The sequence below is a fragment of the Amycolatopsis roodepoortensis genome (assembly GCF_024628825.1).
Classification (GTDB): domain Bacteria; phylum Actinomycetota; class Actinomycetes; order Mycobacteriales; family Pseudonocardiaceae; genus Amycolatopsis; species Amycolatopsis roodepoortensis.
Window position 1 is genome coordinate 1,878,748 of the sequence record NZ_CP102415.1, and the last position, 20,657, is coordinate 1,899,404.

A 20,657-nucleotide genomic window follows, 5' to 3' on the forward strand; every position below is an offset into this window, starting at 1 on the left:
CGTCGGCAGGGCGCCACCTGATCATCCACGTCACGGATGTGGACGAGGCGCCCTGCCACCGCGACAGCGGGGCCTTCGGCCGGGGCGGGTCCACGCGTACGGTCGCCTGAGTGGTGGATCTCCAGCTCCTGATCCCGACCTCTGCGAAGCCCGGGCCGCCCCGACCGGCCCGGGCTTCGTAGGGTGTGGGGCATGGAAAGCGTGCGCAGGATCGAACAGTGGCCGGTGGACAACGCCGCCACGGCCGTGGTGACCGCCGCCGGTGACGTGCTGGGCACGCACGGCGACACGACGAAGGTGTACCGGCTCGCGTCGGTGACCAAGCCGCTCACCGCCTACGCCGCGTTGATCGCCATCGAAGAGGGTGTCGTCGAACTCGACACCCCCGCCGGGCCGGAGGGCTCCACGATCCGGCATCTGCTCGCGCACACCTCGGGCCTCGCCTTCAACGAGCACAAGCCGATGGCCGCGCCGGGCAACCGGCGCCTGTACTCCAACGCCGGCTTCGAGCAGCTCGCCGACGCGCTCACCGAGCACTCCGGCATCCCCTTCGCCGACTACCAGGCCGAAGCGCTTTTCCAGCCGCTGGGCATGAAGGCGACCAAGCTGACCGGCTCCCCCGCTTCGGGTGCGGAGTCCACTGTGGACGACCTGGTCGCGTTCGCCGCCGAACTGCAGGCACCGAAGCTCATCGCCGCCGAGACGGTGCGCGAGGCGACCTCCGTGGCCTTCCCCGGCCTCTCCGGTGTCCTGCCCGGCTTCGGCCACCAGAAGCCGAACGACTGGGGCCTCGGCTTCGAGATCCGCGGCGAGAAGAGTCCACATTGGACCGGTTCGTCGAGCTCGCCGCGGACCTTCGGCCACTTCGGGCAGTCCGGCACGTTCCTCTGGGTCGATCCCGACGCCGGCGCCGCCTGCGTCGCGCTCACCGACCGCGCCTTCGGCCCGTGGGCGGCCGAGGTGTGGCCGCCCTACACCGACGCCGTGCTGGCCGAGCTGGGGTCGTGAGCGGCGATTCGGCTTACCGCGAATTCGCCCGCCCCGCCGCCCATGTCGCGAAAGCCACTTTCGCGACGCCTGATGTCCCGAAAGTGGCTTTCGCGACACCCCGCCACGCGCGATCTCACTCCATGACGCGGATGGGCGAACCCGCCTGGAAGGCCGCGATGTCCTCGACCGCGTCGCGGTAGAAGATCTCGTAGGCCTCCCGGGTGACGTAGCCGATGTGCGGGGTGAGCACGACGTTGTCCAGCGTCCGCAGCGGATGCTCCGCGGGCAGCGGCTCGACGTCGTACACGTCCAGCGCGGCGACCGCGATCTCCTTGCGGCGCAAGGCGTCCACCAGTGCGGCCTCGTCCACGATCGGTCCGCGCGAGGTGTTGACCAGCATCGCCGTCGGTTTCATCGCGGTGAGTTCGGGCACGCCGACCAGCCCTCGGCTGCGGCGGCTGAGCACCAGGTGGATCGACAGCACGTCCGCGCGGGTGAACAGTTCGTCCTTCGACACCGCCGTCACCCCGTGGGGATCGGCCTTCTCCTGGGTCAGGTTCTGGCTCCAGGCGATGGTCTCCATACCGAACGCCTGGCCGATCTTGGCCGCGCCGGCGCCGAGCCTGCCGAGCCCGAGCAGCCCGAGGGTCTTGCCGGACAGGATCGTGCCGACGGTGGTCTGCCAGCCACCCTCGCGCATGTTCCGTGACTCCACCGGCACGTTCCGCGCGGCGGCGAGGATCAGCGCCCAGGTGTGCTCGGCCGCCGGGGCCGCGATGTACCCGGTGGAACAGACGACCACCCCGTTGCGCCGGGCGGCGGCCACGTCGATCGCGGCGTTGCGGTGGCCGGTGCTCACCAGCAGCTTGAGCGCGGGCAGCCGGTCGAGGACCTCGGCGGGGAAGCGGGTGCGCTCGCGCATCGCGACCACGACGTCGAAATCCCGGAGGCGGCCCACCACGTCGGCGGGATCCGCGAACGGCTTCGTGAACACCTCGATGTCGGCGCCGAGAGAACCCCAGTCCCCGAAACCGAGCGCCACTTCCTGGTAGTCGTCGAGAATCGCGATCTTCATGCTCCCCAGGCTAGAGTCGGCGCCGAAGCCATGCCTGGGGAGGCCGGCGTGACCCTGGAGTTCCGCACCTACCGCCGCGGGTTGTCGACTCAGGCGTACCTGATCCGCGCGTTCGGCTCTCTCGAAGAACACGAACGGCGGGAACGCGCCACCACACGACCGGGAACGAGGAGCGGGGATGCACGACGGCGAGATCCTGGCCTGGACCGAGACCGAACGGCTGAGCTTCGCGGATCTGCTGGAGGGTCTCGCCGAGCGGGACTGGTCGGCGAAGACCCTGTGTACGGAGTGGACGGTCCACGCGATGGCGGGCCACCTCGCGCAGACCACCAGGAACCGGCTCAAGGACACCCTCGTCGGCATCGTGAAGGCCAGAGGTAACTGGGACCGGATGAACACCGATCAGGCCATCGCCTACGCCGCGCGGTACTCCCCGGCCGAACTCGTCGCCCAGATCCGCGAGGACGCCGGATCGGCGCGCCGCCCGCCCGGCGCCAAACCCGTCGACGAGCTCGCCGACATCCTCATCCACGGCCAGGACGTCGCCCGCCCGCTCGGCATCGACCGTCCGATGCCGGAGAAGCCGGCGATCGCGGCTCTGGAGCACCTGCTGGTCAGCCCGTTCTGGGGCGCCAAGAAGCGCTGCAAGGACCTCAAGCTGATCGCCACCGACGCCGAATGGTCCGGCGGAGCGGGCACCGCAGAGGTCCGGGGCCCGCTCGCCGACCTGCTCCTGGCGGTGAGCGGGCGCGGCGCCGGGCTGGCCACGCTCACCGGCCCGGGCGCCGCGCTGCTCGGCGCCCGCTGAGGGCTACCAGCGCGGGACGAACACGTCGACGCGCACCAGGTGGTGGTCCGAAGCGTCGTTGAGCCGGGCCAGCGGTGAATCGGGCAGCGGCCAGAAGACCTCGGCGCGCCAGGGGAACAGGCCCTTCGACGGAAGGACGTAGTCGATCCGCAGGTTCCCGGGCGCGTTGTCGTTGAAGTCACCGGTGTCGAAGTACGGGTCGCCCTTCTGGCCGATGTTGGCGCCGGCCTGGTCCTGCGCGGCCCGCACGCCTCCTTCGCTGCCCGGCCGCGTTTCGATGACGCGCGGGGCGTTCAGCAGGCGCGAGATGGCGCCGGGAACGCTGTCGCCGTCGAGCGGGTCGGAGTTCTGGTCGCCTGCGATGACGAACTTCTCGTGCGCGCCCAGCCCGCCGCGGCGGCCGCTGTCGTCGCGGATGTAGCGCCCCTTGCCCGGGGTCACGTAGTCCGCCCAGAAGCGGATCTCGTCGTGGTTGCGGGTGCCGTTGCGGTCCTCGGGGCCGTCGAAGGTGGGCGGCGTCGGATGCGAGGCCAGGAAGTGCACGGTCGAGCGGCCGACGCGGATCGGAACGTCCCAATGGGACTTCGACGACAGGCGCAGCACGTCGAGCACCTGCGGCGAGTACCAGTCGTTCGGCGCCGCGGTGGCCGGGTCGTCCGGGAGCAGCGCGCCCGGCATGTCCTTCCAGAGGAACTTCTGGAAGGTCCGCGCGTTCTTGGCGTCGATCGGGTACTTCGACAGCACGAGCATGCCGTACTGGCCCTCGAAGAGGCCGAAACCGTGCGCGTCGTTGCCGCCGCCGACCTGGCCGTTGCGGTCGAGGTCGAAACCGGTCGCGACACCGGTGTTCGACGGCGCGGTGAAGGCGTACGGATAGTCGATCGGCGCCGCGCCGTTCTGGCCGCGCTTCAGGTAGTTCTCGCGGAACAGGTCCGCGGCGCGGTTGCCGGGCACGTAGTCGAACTCGTTGATCAGCAGCACGTCGGGCCGGTTGCGCTGGATCACCTCGGCGACCTCGTTCGCCTGCGCGTTGCCCGGCTGCGACAGATCGGTCACCAGCTGGCCGGCGGCTCCGCGGTTGAGCGAAGCGTTGTACGTCGCGAAGCGGATGTTCTGCCCGACGGTGGCTTCCGCCGGTGTGGCGGCCAGCAGCGTCCCGGCCAGCATGGCGCCCGATGTGAGCACGGCGGCGATGCGTTTCACGGTCTTACCTCCCAGAGTCCGGTGCGACCTTACGCACTCCGCGCGGCCGTACGGGTGAGCTCCAGGTGAACAGCGTCTCTTGAACGCGTTCAAAATCTGGGCTACGATTCTTCTTGAACACGTTCAAAAGGAGGTCCCCATGCAACCCGTAGTCGTGGCCTACGCGCTCTACCTGGCCATCGCCGTTCCACTGACCGTGCTGGTCGCCCGCACGCTGAGCAGGCACGGCAAGACGTTCCTGGAAGACGTCTTCCAGGACAAACAAGCGCTGGCGCATTCGGTCAACCAACTGCTCGTCGTCGGCTTCTACCTGGTCAGCCTTGGTTTCGTGACCCTGTTCCTGACCAGCGACGACACCGTCCTCGACGCGCGCGACGTCTTCGAGATGCTGTCGGTCAAGGTCGGCACCGTGGCGCTCGTGCTCGGCGTGATGCACGTCGGAAACGTGCTGGTGTTCAACGGGATCCGGCGCAAGCACCTCAACCACGCCGCCGCGCGGCCCGCGCCGGTGCCGCCGCCCTACCCCGGCTACCCGGCGCCCGCTCCACACCCCGCGCCCTGACCGGATACCGTGCAGTGGTGGCGAAGAGTGAGGAAACCAAGTCACTGATCGTGGCGACCGCGTTGCGGTTGTTCGCCGAGAACGGCTACGACCGCACGACCATGCGGGCCATCGCCGCCGAAGCGGGCGTGTCGGTCGGGAACGCCTACTACTACTTCGCCTCCAAAGACCAGCTGATCCAAGGTTTCTACGACGAGATCGCCAACGCGCACCTGACCACTGTGCGCGAGACGATCGCAGGTGAGCGGGACTTCAGCGCCCGGCTCAGGACCGTCCTGCTCACCTGGCTCGACGTCGCCGAGCCGTACCACCGCTTCGGCACCCAGCTCTTCGTCAACGCCGCCGACCCGGACTCCCCCCTGAGCCCGTTCAGCGAGGAGTCCTCGCCCGCCCGGGACGCCTCCGTCGGCTTGATGCGTGACGTCATCGCCGACTCCGACGTCAAACTCGACCCGGACCTGCGGGACGACCTGCCCGATCTGCTGTGGCTGTACCAGATGGGGGTCGTGCTGTTCTGGGTCCACGACCGGTCCGCCGGGCAGAAACGCAGCCGGATCCTGGTGGAACGGACCGTCCCGCTGATCGCGCGGCTGGTGGGGCTTTCGCGGCTGCGGGTGCTGCGGCCGGTGAGCCGGGAGATCGTCTCGCTGATCCGGGACCTCTCGAAGCGGGACGACGACTGAGCGGCAGACCATGTCGCGAAAGCCACTTTCGCGACGTCCGATGTCCCGAAAGTGGCTTTCGCGACGCCTCCGGCTTCCCGGGCGAGCCGCATTCAGAGGACTAAACGCGGGAGTCCCGGACGGTCCGGAAGTACAGGAACCGCGGCTCGGTCCGCAGTTTCGCGTGCCACTTCGGGTCCGATTCGGCGATCGCCTCGACCGGCATCGGTTCGACCAGCCGGTCGACCGCGAAACCGGCGTCCCGCACCGCGTCGAACGTCCAGCTCAGCGGCCGCCGGTAGAACCGGACCTTCTGGCCCGCCGGGAACTCGTCCTCCAGCAGTTCGAGCTGGAAGTAGTTCCGCTTCTCGAACCAGCGCCAGTCCTCACCGGGATGGTGCACCGAGAACACCAGGAGCCCGCCCGGTTTGAGCACCCGCCGGAACTCCGCCAGCGCCGGCGCCCAGTCCTTCAGGTAGTGCAGCACCAACGACGCCGTGACGACGTCGATCGAGCCGTCCTCGAGGAACGGCATCGGCCGCGAGACGTCCGCCGTCTCGAAACGAGCGACGCCCCCGAACTTCTCCCTGGCGATCGCGACCATGCCCTCGCTGGCGTCGACGCCGAGGACGTCCGCGCCCTTCGCGGCGAGCAGGGCGCTGAGGTGGCCGGCCGCGCTGCCGACGTCCAGCACCCGTTTGCCCGCCACGTCTCCGGCCAGTTCCACGATGGCGGGCCGGTCGTAGTGGGCGTTGGTGCTGCTGGTTTCGGCGTGCGCCGCGTAGAGCCGCGCGAAACCGTCGTACTGGGCGGCGCGCGCCCGTTCGATGATCGCGTCGACCACCTCGGATTTGGCGTCGGCGTACTGCTGGATGTACTTCCAGGTGCGCGACGCCAGTTCGCGTTTCCTGTCCTCGTAGAGCTTCCGCTCGTCCTCGTGCGCGATCAGGCGGTCACGGAAGAGCCGGTAGCGCTCGGTCTGGCCGTTGTCCGGCGAGTAGACGTGCAGGTTGATGTTGGTGTCCGGGCCTTTGAAGCAGCGGTGCTTCTCCCACTCCGGCTCGCGGATGACGAGTTTGTAACCCTCGGCCTCCAGCTGCGGCACGTAGGCGTCTTCGTCGTCCGAATCGGCGACGATCAGCATGATGTCGATGATCGGTTTCGCGCAGAGCCCCGGCACCGACGTGGAGCCGACGTGTTCCAGGACCAGCGCGCGCTCCCCCAGGATCCCCCTGATGCGTTTCGCTTCCCGGTCGAACAGCGCGGGCCACTCCGGGTCGTATTCGGCCAGGGTGACGGTGGAATTCAGTACCGGCGGCTCGTCGACCCACGAGTCGTTGATGTCTTCTTCGGTGTAGTCGTCTCGATCGGGTTTGGGCATCGACCCCTTGTTCCTTCCTCGGCACTCCTCGCGGTCTGCGCGCGACCGCGACCGCGTCGCCAGGGCGCAAGCAGGAATCAGACGTCTCGTCCCCCGTCAAGAGCGCCCTGCCGCCGAGATCGCGGGGCCGTTCGGCCAGGGGCGCGCGCGGTGGTCACCTGGTTGCCGCGACGCCCCTCTCGAGGCAGTCGGCCAGATTATCGAACCCGGGCGATCTTGTCAGCCGATCGGCAGAGAAAGAATGCCGCCGGTCGCCTCGCGCAGCGCGTCCCGCATCTCCGCCCGCGGCGCCGGCTGCCCGGTGAAGTACTCGGACTGCCCGAAGGCCTGATGCAGCAACATGTCCAGACCGGTCGCGAGCCGCCCGCCCCGCTCCGCGACCGCTTCGGCGAGCGCGGTCGGCCAAGGGTGGTAGATGACGTCGAGGACACAGCCGATCCGGGACAGCTCCGCCAGATGCGGCCGGACGGCGTCCGGGGGCACGGTGTTCACCAGTACCGCCGAATCCGCCGCGAGTTTCCCGAAGTCGGCGTCCGCCCAGCGGAGGACCTCGGCGTCGAGCCCGGCCCGCTGAGCCGCCTCGACTGTTTCCGTCGCCCGTGCGGGATCCCGCACGACGAGCCGCACCGTCCGCACGCCGAGCGACGCCAGCCCGACGACGGCCGCGGCGGCGGTCCCGCCCGCACCTAGAACGACGGCGGCGTCGTCGGTGCCGGGCGTGTACTCCCCCGCGATCCGCAGCGCCTCGGTGACCCCGTCGACGTCGGTGCAGTCGGCGAGCCAACCGGTTTCCCGGCGTACCAACGTGTTCGCCGCGCCGACGGCCGCCGCGCGCGGCGTTACCTCGTCGGCGTACTCCAGCGCGGCCCGTTTCCCGGGCATGGTCACCGAAAGGCCCGTCCACTCCGGACCGAGCCCGTCGACGAACGCGGGCAGCCCGGGACCGTCCATCTCGACCCGCTCGTAGGTCCAGCCGTCCAGCCCCAGCGCGCGGAAGGCGGCGCCGTGCAGCACGGGCGAGAGCGAGTGTTCGACCGGTTTCCCGAGTACCGCGGCCTTCCGGCTAGATGACACCACGCCTCACCGCGTCGTCTCGGTTCTTCCGGTGGTCGTCGAAGTTCACCGCGAAGCAGGAAAGCCCGTTCTTCTCGCACTTGACGAAGAACAGCCACTCCCCGGCCGCCGGCTTCAGCGCGGCCTGGATCGCCTCCGCGCTCACGACCGCGATCGGTGTCGGAGTCAGGCCGACCGACTTGTAGGTGTTGTAGGCGCCCGCTTTTTCCCGTTCTTCGGGTTTGGTGAGCAGGGTCGGCCGGTCGAGGACGTAGTTGACCGTCGAGTCCATCTCGAGCCGCATCTTCTTGTCGATCCGGTTGTAGATGACCCGCGAGATCTTCCCGAAGTCGGCCTTCACCGCCTCGCGTTCGATGATCGACGCGATGACGAGCGTCTCGTAGGGGGTCTTGCCCTCCCCCTTCGACTGATCGCTCAGCCCGGCGTTCAGGATGCGCTCCGCCGAGGTCTTGACGACGAACGTCAGCAGCTCTTCGGCACTCCAGCCGGGCTTGATGTTGTAGATGCCCGGGGCGATCAGCCCTTCGAGCCGCCGGTCCTTGTGCTCGGCGTTCGTGGCGGCCTCGACGGCCCACGACGGGACGCCCAGCTTCGCCAGATCCGCGTTCTCGATCGTCTTGCGGAGCTCCTCGACCGGGATACAGGTGCTCTTGCCGTTCAGATCGGCGCAGGAAGCCTTGGACAGCAACGAATACACACCCGGGGTCACCTTGCCGTCGGGCTGGGTGATGTCGTGGAACTGGGTGTACGGCCGGATCTCGACCTGGCCGACCTTCGTCGAGGGAGCGAGCATCTTCTCGACCGCGCTGGCACCGGACATCTTCGTCTTCATGACGTAGTAGCCCTGCTGGAGCTTCGAGACGGCGGTGTTGTCCTCGCCCGCCTTCACGAACGCCTTGCCGCTGGCGACCACTCCGGCCGCTTGGAGCCGGTTGCCGATCGCCGACGTCGAGTCGCCCTTCTCCACCTGGACGAGGACGTCGCTCTCCCCGGCGCCTTCGTAGTCGTCGTACCCGAAGATCTCGGTGAAGCCGTAGTAGGCGCCACCGGCGAGCAGGACGAGCACGGTCAGCGCGGCGATCCAGCCCAGCGCGCGCTTCTTCTTGCGCTTCTTGGGCGGCGGCCCTTGACGTTCCGGGCGCTCGTCCTCGATGCGTTCGGGCTCGGCCCGGTCTTCGTCCTCGTAGTCGTCGTAATCCTCGTAGTCGTCGTACTCGTCATAGTCGTCGTACGGGTCGTCGCCGAAGATCTCGTTGTATTCCTCTTCGCTGCCCTCGGGCGGCGAACCGGGTTTCGCGCCGGGACGCCGGGCGATCGGCGCCTCCTGGATCGCGGGGAGGATGTCGGTCGGCCGCTCGTCCGGGAGCGGGCCGTCGTCCTCGAGGCGCCTGCGGCGGCCGGGGCGGGGCGCCTCGTCCTGGGCGTAGGCGGGCATGCCGAGACCCCGGTCACCCGGCTGGGCGGACCGCCGCTGCGGCGCGGGGGGCGGTGGCGGGACCGCGGGTTCCGGGGCCCGCCTCGGCGGAGCCGGACGCGGCGGCTCTTCGGCGGCGCGCCGGGCACGTGGCGGCGGCTCCTCCGGCGACCGGCGGGCACGCGGCGGTTCCCCCGCCGGACGCCGTACGGGTGGCTCAGGCGGTTCCTGCCGGACGTGCCGTCGTCCCGTCGGCTGAGGTTCGGGCCGCCGGCGCGGCGGGGCCGGGGGCGGGCTGGCCTCCTCAGGCTCCCGCAACCGTCGTCTACCGCCCTGACGGCGCTCGGGCCGGCCGTGGGGCTCGGTCATGTATCGCCCTTCCGTGCGCGATGTGCCGCTACCGCGTCGATCCACGCCTGCAGGATCTCGACCGCGGCCGCCTGATCGACGACGGCACGTTGCTTACGTCCCTTCACCCCACGCTGCGACAGCATCCTGGATGCCGTCACCGTGGTCAACCGCTCGTCGGCCAGTCGCACCGGCACCGGAGCGATCCTGGCGGCGACCTTTTCGGCATAGTCCAGCGCCGCTTCGGCCGCCGGGCCATGACGGTCCTTGAGCGTCCTCGGCAAGCCGACGACGACCTCGACCACGTCGTGTTCCGTGACGAGTCCGACGAGCAGGTCGACGTCCTTGTCGCCCGCCGCGTCGCGAGTGAGGGTAACGAGAGGGCTCGCGAGGATGGGGTCGGGATCGCTCAACGCGACCCCGACCCGGACGGATCCGACATCCACGCCAAGCCGCCTGCCACGCCCCGGATCGGACTCCCCTGGCCGATCCGGGCGCCGCTGGGGGGCGTCGTCAGCCAACTTGGGCGACCGCCGCGCGCAGGGAGGCGATGGCCTGCTCGGCCCCGGCCGGGTTGGTGCCCCCGCCCTGCGCCATGTCCGGCTTGCCGCCGCCACGGCCGCCGATCGCCTCGGCGAACGACGGGACGAGCTTGCCAGCCGCGATGCCCTTCTCCTGCGCCGCCTTCGTGGTGGCGACGACGAAGGCGACCTTCTCGCCCTGCGGGGCGAACAGCGCGACGATGCCGGGACGGTTGCCGAGCCTGCCGCGGATGTCCGAAGCCAGCGCGCGCAGGCCGTTCGAGTCGACGCCCTCGCCGAGCTTCTCCGCGACGACCGCGACGCCGCCGATGTCCTCGGCCTTGTCCGCGAGCGAGCCCGCCGAACCGAGCACCTGCTGGGTGCGCAGCTGCTCGATCTCCTTCTCGGCGTTCTTGAGCCGGGTGAGCACGTCGTCGATCCGCGACGGCAGCTGCTCCGACGGCACCTTGAAGGTGTTCGCGAGCTGCGAGACGAGCAGCTGCTCCTTGCGGACGTACTTGAGCGCGTCCGTGCCGACCAGCGCCTCGACGCGGTGCACGCCGGATCCGATGGACGAGTCGCCCACCAGCTTCACCAGGCCGAGCTGGCCGATGCGGTCGACGTGGGTGCCACCGCAGAGTTCGCGGGAGTACTCGCCCATGTCGACGACGCGGACGTCGTTGCCGTACTTCTCGCCGAACAGCGCGACCGCGCCCAGTTCGAGGGCCTTGTCCTTCGTGGTGACGAAGGTGTTCACCTCGACGTTGGTCTGGAGGTAGTCGTTGACCTCCTCCTCGACCTCGGTCAGCACGTCGGCCGACACGCCGCCGGAGGTGGTGAAGTCGAAACGCATCCGGCCCGGCGAGTTCAGCGAACCGGCCTGCGCCGCGCGCTTGCCGTACGCGCCGCGCACGGCGGCGTGCACCAGGTGCGTCGCGGAGTGCGACCGCTCGATCGACAGGCGGCGGTGCTGGTCGACCGAACCGGTCAGCGTGCTGCCGATGCCGACCTCGCCCTCGGTCACCTCGACGCGGTGCACGAACAGGCCCGGCACGATCTTCTGCACGTCGTGGACCTTGAGCTCGACGCCGTCGCCGAGCAGCACGCCGGTGTCGGCGACCTGGCCACCGCTCTCGGCGTAGAACGGCGTGCGGTCCAGGACCAGCTCCGCCTTCTTGCCCGCGCCGACACTGCGTACCGGGACGCCGTCTTCCAGCAGCGCGACGACCTTCGCCTCGGCCTGCAGGTCGGTGTAGCCGAGGAACTCGGTCTCGCCGTTCTGCTCCAGCACCTTGCGGTACTCGGACAGGTCGCCGTGGCCGGTCTTGCGCGACGCCGCGTCGGCCTTCGCGCGCTGCCGCTGCTCGTTCATGAGCGTGCGGAAGCCCTCTTCGTCGACGGTCAGGCCCTGCTCGGACGCCATCTCCAGGGTCAGGTCGATCGGGAAGCCGTAGGTGTCGTGCAGCTGGAACGCCTTGTCCCCGGCCAGCAGCGAGCCGCCGGCGCGCTTGGTCTCCTCGGCCGCGAGGTCGAAGATGCGCGAGCCGCTGGTGAGTGTGGAGAGGAAGGCCTCCTCCTCGACGCGCACGACGTCCTCGATGCGGTCGAAACCGGAGACGAGCTCGGGGTATGTCGGGCCCATGGTGTCGCGGACGACCGCGGCGAAGGCGGGCAGCACCGGCTCGTGCACGCCGAGCAGGCGCGCGGAGCGGATGATGCGGCGCAGCAGGCGGCGCAGCACGTAGCCGCGGCCGTCGTTGCCCGGGGTGACGCCGTCGCCGATGAGCAGGACGCCGGTGCGGGCGTGGTCGGCGATGACGCGGAAGCGGACGTCGTCGGTGTGGTCGGAGCCGTAGCGGCGGCCGGAGAACTCCTCGGCGCGGCCGATCACCGGGCGGACGAGGTCGGTCTCGTAGACGTTCTCGACGCCCTGCAGGATCGTCGCGACCCGCTCGACACCCATGCCGGTGTCGATGTTCTTCTTCGGCAGCTCACCGATCGGCTTGTGGCCGTGTTTCGGGCTCTTGTCGCCCCGCACGTCCTGCATGAAGACGAGGTTCCAGATCTCGATGTAGCGGTCCTCGTCGGCGACCGGGCCGCCCTCGCGGCCGTAGTCCGGGCCGCGGTCGTAGTAGATCTCCGAGCACGGGCCGCCGGGTCCGGGCACGCCCATGTCCCAGTAGTTGTCCTTGCCGTCCCGGGACTGGATGCGCTCGCCGGGCAGGCCGGTGAGCTTCTTCCACAGGCCCGCGGCCTCGGAGTCGTCCTCGTAGACGGTCGCCCAGATGCGGTTCGGGTCGAGGCCGTAGCCGCCGTCGCTCTGGGGCTTGGTGATCAGCTCCCAGGCCGCCTCGATGGCGCCTTCCTTGAAGTAGTCGCCGAAGGAGAAGTTCCCGGCCATCTGGAAGAACGTGTTGTGCCGGGTGGTCTTGCCGACCTCGTCGATGTCCGGCGTGCGGACGCATTTCTGGACGCTGGTCGCGCGCGGGTACGGCGGCGGGGCCTCGCCGAGGAAGTACGGCTTGAACTGGACCATGCCGGCGTTGACGAACAGCAGGTTCGGGTCGTCGAGGATCAGCGGCGCGCTGGGGACGCGCGTGTGTCCCTTGTTCTCGAAATGGCTCAGAAAACGCTGGGTGATTTCGTGTGTTTCCACGGGATCGTCCTTGTATACGGGCTCGCGCGAAGGCGCTGGGAATGCGGACAGGCGGGAACGGCGAAGGGCTGGGCTTCCGGACGCGGCCGGATCAGCCCTCCGCCCGGCGAGCTCGCCGGACCGGGCGCCGCGACGACGCCGCGTGCCTGCCCTCGGTCACGGGGGCCGTGCTCAAGCCGGTCCGTTCGGACACCATGTCGTGCAACTCCTGTTCCCGTTCGCTCATCCCGGCGCGGACCTCCGCGCCGAACGAGCCGACGGCGCCCGCGAGTTCCCGCACGGCGTCGCCCAGGTTCGAGGCTAACCCCGCCGGAGTGGCCTGGCGAGCGGTTTCCGTCGCTTTGCGTGACAGGGCGACGCCGGCGACCACGCCGACGCCGAGCCAGAACAGGCGCTTCATTTGCGGCCCCGCTTCTTCGCCGGACGAGAGGCTTTCGCTTCCGCTTTCTTCCGGCGCGCCTTGATGGCCTTGCTGAGGCCGTAGGACAGCGCGGCCGTCTTCACCAGCGGCCCGCCGAGCGTCGCGGTGAACACCGACGACAGCGCGGACACGTTGCCGGACACGGCCTGCGCGTTGGCGGTGATGCCGTCGACCCGCTCCAGCTGCGTGTTGACGTGCGTGATCGTCTCGTTCGCGCCGATCAGCAGCGGGTCGGTGTTCTCGTGCGCCTTGCGGATGGCGATCGTGGCCTCGTCCAGGGTCCGGCCGAGCTTGAACAGCACGATCGCCAGCAGCACGACGAGTACGACGAATGCTCCTGCGGCGATCAGCGCGGCGATCTGCCCTGCCGACACGGGCCCTCCTCAAGGGTCTGCGGTCTTTGGTGCCCGTGAGGTTACCGCGCAGGCGCCCGTTCAGCGGTGTCACCCCGCCGAACGGTCACTCAGCGCAGTGACCTCACGACCGGCGGGCGGGAATCGGACCTCAGCGCCCGCTCTTGGGCGGCGTGGTCTTCGCGTGCTTGTGCGGGTCTTCGGGCGCGCGGCCGTTGCGGCGGTCGTTGCCCGGCTGCGGGGAGGTGGCGGGGGCCCGCGTCTCCGGCGTCTCGGGCGTCGCGCGCGAAGCCGGGGCCTGGGCCTGGGCCGGAGGCGGCCCGGCGCTCGTGGGCGGAGCTTGGTGAACCGGCTCGGGCGTTCCCCGCGATACCGGCGGCGAAGCCGTCCGAGCCGGCCCGTCCGGCGTCGTGGCGGACGGCGGCGCGACGGGCGGTGCCGCGGTGGGCGGTGTCACGGTGGGCGGCGCGGTCACGGGCGGCGGGAGCGTCGCCTGTGGCGTGGGGAACGGCCGGAGGTCCAGCGCGCTCGGCAGATCCGGCACGCCGGAGAACGCGACCAGGAGGAGGACCCCGTAACCGGCGGCGGCACCGGCACTGATCGCGGCCCGGCGGACGAAGATCCGGCGACGGCCGCCGGGGTCGGCGAACATCGATCTCACGAGGCCTCCCCGCCGTCGTTTCGTCGTGCTGCCAGGGAACCACGGACCTCCGGCTACCGACGCCGAGTGGACCCGTTCGGTTCTTGTGACGTTCATGTTACTGGGTCAAGGTTCCGGCATGCCTGAACTGTCACGCCGTACGTTGCTGGGCGCCACCGGCGCCGCGGCCGCCACCACTCTCCTCCCGCCGTCCGTGCACGCCGCCATGGCCGAACCCATGCGCCGGGGCGGGCTCGACGCCGTCGAGCACGTGATCGTGCTGATGCAGGAGAACCGGTCGTTCGACCACTACTACGGCAGCCTGCGCGGGGTCCGGGGCTTCTCCGACACGCGTCCGCTCGAACTGCCGTCGGGGACGTCGGTGTTCGAGCAGCCGAATCCGGCGGGCGGCACGGTGCTGCCGTTCTCGGTGCGCAAGGCGGCCGAGCTCGCCGGGCGGAAACCGGACGACATCCAGTACCTCGGCGACCTCGACCACAGCTGGAACGGCAGTGGCAAGGCGTGGGCGCGCGGCTGGAACAACGGCTGGATCGCGGCGAAGACGCCGGCCACCATGACCTACTACGAGCGCCGCGACATCGCGCTCCAGTACGAACTCGCGGACACCTTCACCATCTGCGACGCCTACCACTGCTCGGTCTTCGGCTCCACCAACCCGAACCGGAACTTCCTGTGGACCGGGACCACCGGGTTCGAACCGGGCAGCACGACGAACCGCGCGGTCACGAACGCGGCGTACTCCTACGACCACAAGGGCTACGACTGGACGACGTACCCGGAGCGCCTGGAGGCCGCCGGGGTGTCGTGGCAGATCTACCAGGAGTGGGACAACTTCACCGACAACGCGGTCGAGTACTTCGTGCCCTTCAAGAAGGTCGGCACGAAGATCCTGGCCTCGGTCGAGGGCAAGTTCCGCACCACCGAAGAGTTCTACGACACCCTGCTCAAGAAGACCCCCGAAGAGCGCACCAAGCTGCTGGCGCAGTTCGACGCCGGGGTCGCGAAACTGACGCCCGCCGAGCGGGCCCTGTTCCGGAAGGCCATGTACCGCAGCGAGCCGGAGACGCTGGTGACCCGGCTGAAGGCGGACATCCAGGCGCGGCGCCTGCCCGCGGTCAGCTGGCTGGTGCCGTCCGCGAAGGACTCCGAGCACCCCGGCGCGTCCACCCCGGTCGGCAGCGCGAACCTGATCTACCGCGTGCTCGACGCGCTGGCGTCCGACCGCGAGACCTGGTCCAAGACGGTGCTGCTGATCAACTTCGACGAGAACGACGGCTACTTCGACCACGTTCCGCCGCCGATGCCGCCGGGGAACGCGGCCAACGACGCCGACCACTTCAACGGCCAGCCGCTCGGCTTCGGCCCGCGCGTGCCGATGACGGTCGTCTCGCCGTGGTCGATCGGCGGCAACGTCGACTCCACCGTGTACGACCACACGTCGGTGCTGCGGTTCCTCGAACGCTGGACCGGGATCGCCGAGCCGAACATCAGCGAGTGGCGGCGGACCGTCGCGGGCGATCTCACCGGCGCCTTCGACTTCTCGCGCGCCGGACGTCAGCCGCGGGTGAACCGGCCCGGCCCGGTGCCCGCGCCGATCAGCCGCTGGCGGCCGTCCGCCCCGGCGGAGCAGAGCCTGCCCGTGGCCGAGCCCGGGAACCGGCCGTCCCGTCCGCTGCCGTACCAGGTGTCGGTCTCCGGCGCGGTGGACAAATCGGGGAACCTGGCGCTTTCGCTGGCCAACAGCGGCTCGTCGTCGGCGCATTTCGCGCTGTACCCGTACAAGGGCGAATTCCCCGAGCCCGCGCACCGCGACGTCCGCGGCGAGGCGCCGGAGCTCGTCCGGCTGGCCGGTGACGAATACCGCGTCGTCGTCCAGGGGCCGAACCGGTCGTGGTGGGAGTTCCGCGGTGACCGTCGCGGGGCCGCCGCGGGTGTCGACGTCCGGACGCGGTTCCTCACGTGGCGCTCGGGTGTCGAGTTCAAGCTGTCCAACTCGGGCCCTTCGGCGCTGACGCTGCGGCTGTCGTCTTCACGGTTCACGCGCGTCGTGCGGGTCGGGGCCGGGCGTTCGGTCACGGTGGACTGGCCGGTTTCGGGCGGCTGGTACGACGTGAAGGTCACCGCGGACGGCGATCCGTCGTTCCTGCGGACGCTGACCGCGCGGGTGGAGAACGGGCGGACCGGCGTCTCCTGCTGATCGTTCCGTGAAGGCCTCCTTCCCTACTCTCAGGGTAGGGAAGGAGGCCTTCACGGACTCACGGCCGGCGCCTCCGCCAGTACGCGAAGCAGACTGCCGCCAGCAGCGGCCCCCAGAGCAGGAGCGGGGCGTAGGTGAGTTCGAAGAAGGCGAGTTTCCAGCCGTGCAGTGTCTTCGTGGGGTAGTCGGCCGGAAGGGGATCGCCTTGGAGGGTGATCCCGGACATCTCGGTGACCACGGCGGCGGTCCACAGAACGGTCAGGACCGCGGCGCCGAGAGCCGCGGGCACGACGGCGGCGAGTGGCGGCACCCGGCGTCCGCCGAGTAGCGGAATCCAGCGCGGGAAGACCTCTCCCCACCCGGCGATCAGCCCGATGGCGGTGAAGGCGATCAGCTCGGAGACGACGGACAACGCGACGACGTACACCGGCCCCGGCAACCACGACGGGAGCTGGCCCGAACCGTGCGGGCCGTCGCCGCCGATGTCGAAGACGACGGTCATGATCCGCCACAGGCCGGACGGGAGCACGGTGAAGGGGATGGCGTAGGCCGCGACCTTGGCCCAGCGGGGGACGCCGGGCACCGGGGCGTGCGCCCTGGTCCACGCGGCGCGCAGCCGCCCGGTCGCGGTGGCTTGGTGGACGGTCATACGGGCTCCTCGGGTTCCGCTCGCTTGATCGGTTCCCACGATCACAGCCGCGCTGGTCCGCTTGCGTCCCTCGCCGGATGGAAGCGGGTCCACTCCATGGGGGAACGCGCCTTATTCGGTTGCGTGGAGGTCGCCGTCGTTCCTAGCGTCGCTCATGACCGTCACCCTGCACTCGCTCAGTTTCGCCGCACACGACCCGCGTCGTCTCGCCCGTTTCTGGACGGGCCTCCTCGGCCCGGAAATCGACGACGAGACCGGTTTCCAGCTCAGCTTCGTGCCGTCGGACGAACCGAAGACCCGCCAGAACCAGATGCATTTCGACCTCACGAGCGAGTCCCTCGAAGACCAGGAGCGGACGGTCGTCAGGGCGCTCGAACTCGGCGGACGGCATATCGACGTCGGCCAGCGCCCCGAGGAGGGGCACGTGGTGCTCGCCGACCCCGAGGGCAACGAGTTCTGCGTCATCGGGCCGGGCAACGACTTCCTCGCCGACTGCGGTTTCGTCGGCGCCGTCGCGTGCGACGGTTCGCAAGAGGTCGGCTACTTCTGGAGCGAGGCGCTCGGCTGGCCGCTGGTGTGGGACCAGGACCAGGAGACGGCGATCCGATCTCCGCACGGCGGCCCGAAGATCACCTGGGGCGGCCCGCCGTTCACCCCGAAGACCGGGCCGAACCGGCTGCGTTTCGTGCTGTCCGGCCCACTTTCCGAAGTCGGGCGGCTGGTCGACCTCGGCGCCACCCGGCTCGGCGACCGGGATGGGCTGGTGGAGATGGCGGATCCCGACGGGAACGAATTTTCCTTCGTGGCACGGGCATAACACGTGTCGGATGTGGCCGGGGGTGCCGGACGGCCTCCCTTCACCGGACCGCGTCCCTCACCGTGTGGATTTTGGTGCGTTGGATGACCCGAAATCCACACAGTCCGGCCGAGCCCGTCCCTGTCACCACGGGAACGAGTTTCCTTCGTGGTACGGGAAACGGCGGCATAACACGGATCGGATGGGGCCGGAAGTATGGTCACCGCCGACAAAGCCGGACCTGACGAACCACAGGTACGCTCCGCCGTACGGCACCGGACGGAAATTGGTCTACACCTATTGACGCGCGGCAGGTGAGCGGCCCAAGCTGCTGGGACCGAGGGCCATCTTCCACTGTCGGAGGTTCGGCGTGCCAAGGAGAACCAGGAAACTACTCCCCCTGCTGGCGTCGCTCGTCACGCTGGCCGGACTCATGATCGTCGTCGTCACCCCGTCCCCGTCGAGCGCGGCGGGACATGAGGACTGCCGTCCCGACGGGCTGTACCGGACACCCGGCGTCGACACCCCCTACTGCACCGTCTACGACACCGCGGGCCGCGAATCCCTGGGAGAAGGGCATTCCCGCCGCGTGATCGGCTACTTCACCAGCTGGCGCACCGGGAAGAACGGCGCACCGGCCTATCTGGTCAACAACATCCCGTGGTCGAAGGTCACCCACCTCAACTACGCGTTCGCGCATGTGGACGCGCAGAACAAGGTCTCGGTCGGCGCGCCGAGCGCGACCAACGAGTCCATCGGCATGGAATGGCCGGGCGTGCCCGGCGCCGAGATGGATCCGTCGTTGCCCTACAAGGGACATTTCAACCTGCTGACCAAGTACAAGAAGCAGCACCCGAACGTGAAGTCGCTGATCTCGATCGGCGGCTGGGCCGAGACCGGCGGCTTCCTGAACCCCGACGGCACCCGCAACGCCTCCGGCGGGTTCTACAAGATGACGCAGACCCAGGCGGGTATCGATGTCTTCGCGGATTCCGTCGTGGAATTCCTGCGCGCCTACGGTTTCAACGGCGCGGACATCGACTACGAGTACGCGACGTCGGCGAACTACGCCGGCAACCCGGACGACTACTGGATCGCGCAGGCCAACCGGGGCACCCTCTGGGCGGGCTACGAGAACCTGATGCGCACGCTGCGCGAGAAACTCGACCGGGCGGGCGCCGCCGACGGCAAGCACTACCTGCTGACCGCCGCCGTGCCCGCGTCCGGCTGGCTGCTGCGCGGCCAGGAGGTCTACGGCGTCACGCGCTATCTCGACTACGCCAACATGATGAGCTACGACCTGCACGGCGCGTGGAACCAGTTCGTCGGGCCGAACGCCGCGCTCTACGACTCCGGCAACGACGCGGAACTCGCGCACTGGCAGGTGTACACGACACCGCAGTACGACGGGCAGGGCTATCTCAACACCGACTGGGCCTATCACTACTTCCGCGGTGCGATGCAGGCAGGCCGGATCAACATCGGCGTCGGGTTCTACACCCGCGGCTGGCAAGGCGTGTCCGGCGGGACGAACGGGTTGTGGGGCAAGGCTCCGCTGCCGGACCAGAAACAGTGCCCACCGGGCACCGGGTCACACGTCGGTTCGACGGTGCCGTGCGGCAACGGCGCGATCGGCATCGACAACCTCTGGCACGACCTCGGCCTGGCGGGCGGCGAGGTCCCCGCGGGCGCGAACCCGATGTGGCACGCGAAGAACCTCGAAAACGAGATCACCCCGGACTACCTGGAGGCGTACGGGCTGACACCGAAGACCGACCCGGCGGACCGGATCTCCGGCTCCTACAACCGGTATTACGACAACACGATGGTGACACCGTGGCTGTGGAACAACGACAAGAAGGTGTTCCTGTCCACTGAGGACGAAGCCTCGCTCGCCACGAAGGCCAAGTACGTGGCCGACAAGGGTATCGGCGGCATCATGATCTGGGAGCTGGCGGGCGACTACGCCTTCGACCAGGCCAAGGGCCAGTACTTCATGGGCGACACGCTGATCACGAAGATCAACGACGGCCTGCGCGGCGCCGCACCGTACGGCAACGCCAAGTCGCCGCGTCCCGCGCCGTCGTCGGTGCTGAACGCGAACGTCAACCTGACCGGCTTCGCGCTGGGCGACGCGAACTACCCGATCACCCCGCGGATGCGCATCACCAACAATTCGACCACGACCATCCCCGGCGGGACGAAGATCGAGTTCGACTACGGCACCAGCGCGCCCGGCAGTATGTCCGACCAGTCCGGCTTCGGCCTGACGGTCACGAGCAAGGGCCACAGCGGGCCCAACGTAGGCGGGATGAAGGGAGACTTCCAGCATGTCGCGGTGACCGTGCCGACCTGGCAGAACATCGCGCCGGGCGCCACCGTCGAGATCCGGCTGAACTACTACATGCCGATCGCCTCGCCGTCGAACTTCACGTTCACCTTCGGCGGGACGACGTACGCGATCGCGTCGGACCACCCGCGTGGCGGTGGTGCCCCGCCGACGACCACCACGACCACAGGAACGACGACGGGTACGACCACCACGACCCGGACGACCACCACCAGCCCGACGACGACCACGTCGGTGCCGTCCGATGCCTGGAAGCCGAACACCGACTACGCCACCGGTGCTCGCGTGACCCACAACGGCGCGGCCTACGTGTGCCGTCAGGGCCACCGGTCCCTGCCCGGCTGGGAGCCGCCGAACGTGCCCGCACTCTGGGCACCGGCCTGACCGACCCCGGCAGCGCGCTAGGAACGGTCCTTTCCTTGCGAATTTTGCAAGGAAAGGACCGTTCCTAGCGTCCGGAGTGTCATCAACGGGTCAGGCGGACTCAGTGGCGCTCGGCGTCGCGAAAGCCACTTTCGCAACCACGCGTGTACCGC

The 20,657-nt window shown here is 69.4% G+C and carries 18 protein-coding genes; 7 read left to right on the forward strand and 11 right to left on the reverse strand.

Translation table 11 applies throughout. The annotated features are described in order from the left end of the window. Window positions 1-192: 192 nt before the first annotated feature. On the forward strand, window positions 193-1,008 hold the full coding sequence (locus tag NQK81_RS08535; protein WP_257487759.1) for a serine hydrolase domain-containing protein: 816 nt from the start codon (window positions 193-195) through the stop codon (window positions 1,006-1,008). A gap of 115 nt (window positions 1,009-1,123) precedes the next feature. On the opposite strand, the gene NQK81_RS08540 is transcribed toward NQK81_RS08535, so the two are convergent. Further along, window positions 1,124-2,065, reverse strand: a complete 942-nt coding sequence (locus NQK81_RS08540; protein ID WP_257487760.1) for a D-2-hydroxyacid dehydrogenase family protein — start codon at window positions 2,063-2,065, stop codon at window positions 1,124-1,126. A 178-nt stretch (window positions 2,066-2,243) separates the two neighbouring features. Between NQK81_RS08540 and NQK81_RS08545 the strand changes: the two genes are divergently transcribed. Next, complete coding sequence (locus NQK81_RS08545) at window positions 2,244-2,873, forward strand: maleylpyruvate isomerase family mycothiol-dependent enzyme (protein WP_257487761.1); 630 nt, start codon at window positions 2,244-2,246, stop codon at window positions 2,871-2,873. Between the two features lie 3 nt (window positions 2,874-2,876). Here the strand turns inward: NQK81_RS08545 and NQK81_RS08550 are convergent, their stop codons facing one another. After that, on the reverse strand, window positions 2,877-4,076 hold the full coding sequence (locus tag NQK81_RS08550; protein ID WP_257487762.1) for an endonuclease/exonuclease/phosphatase family protein: 1,200 nt from the start codon (window positions 4,074-4,076) through the stop codon (window positions 2,877-2,879). Between the two features lie 139 nt (window positions 4,077-4,215). On the opposite strand from NQK81_RS08550, the gene NQK81_RS08555 reads away from it, so the two are divergent. Both NQK81_RS08555 and NQK81_RS08560 read left to right on the forward strand, forming a co-directional pair. Beyond that, the gene (locus tag NQK81_RS08555) at window positions 4,216-4,638 is read left to right on the forward strand and encodes a hypothetical protein (RefSeq protein WP_126731685.1); all 423 of its coding nucleotides are present in this window, start codon (window positions 4,216-4,218) and stop codon (window positions 4,636-4,638) included. 17 nt (window positions 4,639-4,655) lie between these two features. Continuing rightward, window positions 4,656-5,321 (forward strand): TetR/AcrR family transcriptional regulator, encoded by a 666-nt coding sequence (locus tag NQK81_RS08560; RefSeq protein WP_126731684.1) that lies wholly within the window; start codon window positions 4,656-4,658, stop codon window positions 5,319-5,321. A 100-nt stretch (window positions 5,322-5,421) separates the two neighbouring features. Here the strand turns inward: NQK81_RS08560 and NQK81_RS08565 are convergent, their stop codons facing one another. From NQK81_RS08565 to NQK81_RS08600, 8 genes are all read right to left on the reverse strand, one after another. Then, on the reverse strand, window positions 5,422-6,681 hold the full coding sequence (locus NQK81_RS08565) for a GrpB family protein (RefSeq protein ID WP_257487763.1): 1,260 nt from the start codon (window positions 6,679-6,681) through the stop codon (window positions 5,422-5,424). A 219-nt stretch (window positions 6,682-6,900) separates the two neighbouring features. Further along, window positions 6,901-7,758: a shikimate dehydrogenase gene (locus NQK81_RS08570; protein WP_257487764.1), complete on the reverse strand. Its 858-nt coding sequence runs from the start codon at window positions 7,756-7,758 to the stop codon at window positions 6,901-6,903. Next, window positions 7,745-9,190 carry an endolytic transglycosylase MltG gene (gene mltG, locus NQK81_RS08575; protein WP_257487765.1) on the reverse strand — a complete coding sequence of 482 codons (1,446 nt, stop codon included), beginning with the start codon at window positions 9,188-9,190 and terminating at the stop codon, window positions 7,745-7,747. The genes NQK81_RS08570 and mltG overlap by 14 nt, the downstream gene beginning before the upstream one ends. Before the next feature lie 344 nt (window positions 9,191-9,534). Continuing rightward, on the reverse strand, window positions 9,535-10,038 hold the full coding sequence (ruvX, locus tag NQK81_RS08580; protein ID WP_034318271.1) for a Holliday junction resolvase RuvX: 504 nt from the start codon (window positions 10,036-10,038) through the stop codon (window positions 9,535-9,537). Next, entirely contained in the window at window positions 10,031-12,694 is a 2,664-nt protein-coding gene (alaS, locus tag NQK81_RS08585) for an alanine--tRNA ligase (RefSeq protein ID WP_257487766.1), read from the reverse strand. Before alaS ends, ruvX begins: the two co-directional genes overlap by 8 nt. Before the next feature lie 91 nt (window positions 12,695-12,785). Next, window positions 12,786-13,094, reverse strand: coding sequence for a hypothetical protein (locus NQK81_RS08590; protein WP_016333063.1), 309 nt, complete (start codon window positions 13,092-13,094; stop codon window positions 12,786-12,788). Beyond that, window positions 13,091-13,489, reverse strand: a complete 399-nt coding sequence (locus NQK81_RS08595; protein WP_007031187.1) for a DUF948 domain-containing protein — start codon at window positions 13,487-13,489, stop codon at window positions 13,091-13,093. The genes NQK81_RS08590 and NQK81_RS08595 overlap by 4 nt, the downstream gene beginning before the upstream one ends. 130 nt (window positions 13,490-13,619) lie before the next feature. Next, window positions 13,620-14,129: a hypothetical protein gene (locus tag NQK81_RS08600; protein WP_257487767.1), complete on the reverse strand. Its 510-nt coding sequence runs from the start codon at window positions 14,127-14,129 to the stop codon at window positions 13,620-13,622. A 118-nt stretch (window positions 14,130-14,247) separates the two neighbouring features. On the opposite strand from NQK81_RS08600, the gene NQK81_RS08605 reads away from it, so the two are divergent. Next, entirely contained in the window at window positions 14,248-16,326 is a 2,079-nt protein-coding gene (locus NQK81_RS08605) for a phosphocholine-specific phospholipase C (protein ID WP_257487768.1), read from the forward strand. A gap of 58 nt (window positions 16,327-16,384) precedes the next feature. On the opposite strand, the gene NQK81_RS08610 is transcribed toward NQK81_RS08605, so the two are convergent. Then, window positions 16,385-16,975, reverse strand: a complete 591-nt coding sequence (locus tag NQK81_RS08610) for a hypothetical protein (RefSeq protein WP_257487769.1) — start codon at window positions 16,973-16,975, stop codon at window positions 16,385-16,387. 154 nt (window positions 16,976-17,129) lie between these two features. Between NQK81_RS08610 and NQK81_RS08615 the strand changes: the two genes are divergently transcribed. Both NQK81_RS08615 and NQK81_RS08620 read left to right on the forward strand, forming a co-directional pair. Beyond that, on the forward strand, window positions 17,130-17,792 hold the full coding sequence (locus tag NQK81_RS08615) for a VOC family protein (RefSeq protein WP_257487770.1): 663 nt from the start codon (window positions 17,130-17,132) through the stop codon (window positions 17,790-17,792). A 349-nt stretch (window positions 17,793-18,141) separates the two neighbouring features. Then, complete coding sequence (locus NQK81_RS08620) at window positions 18,142-20,505, forward strand: chitinase C-terminal domain-containing protein (protein ID WP_257487771.1); 2,364 nt, start codon at window positions 18,142-18,144, stop codon at window positions 20,503-20,505. The last annotated feature ends 152 nt before the right edge of the window (window positions 20,506-20,657 follow it).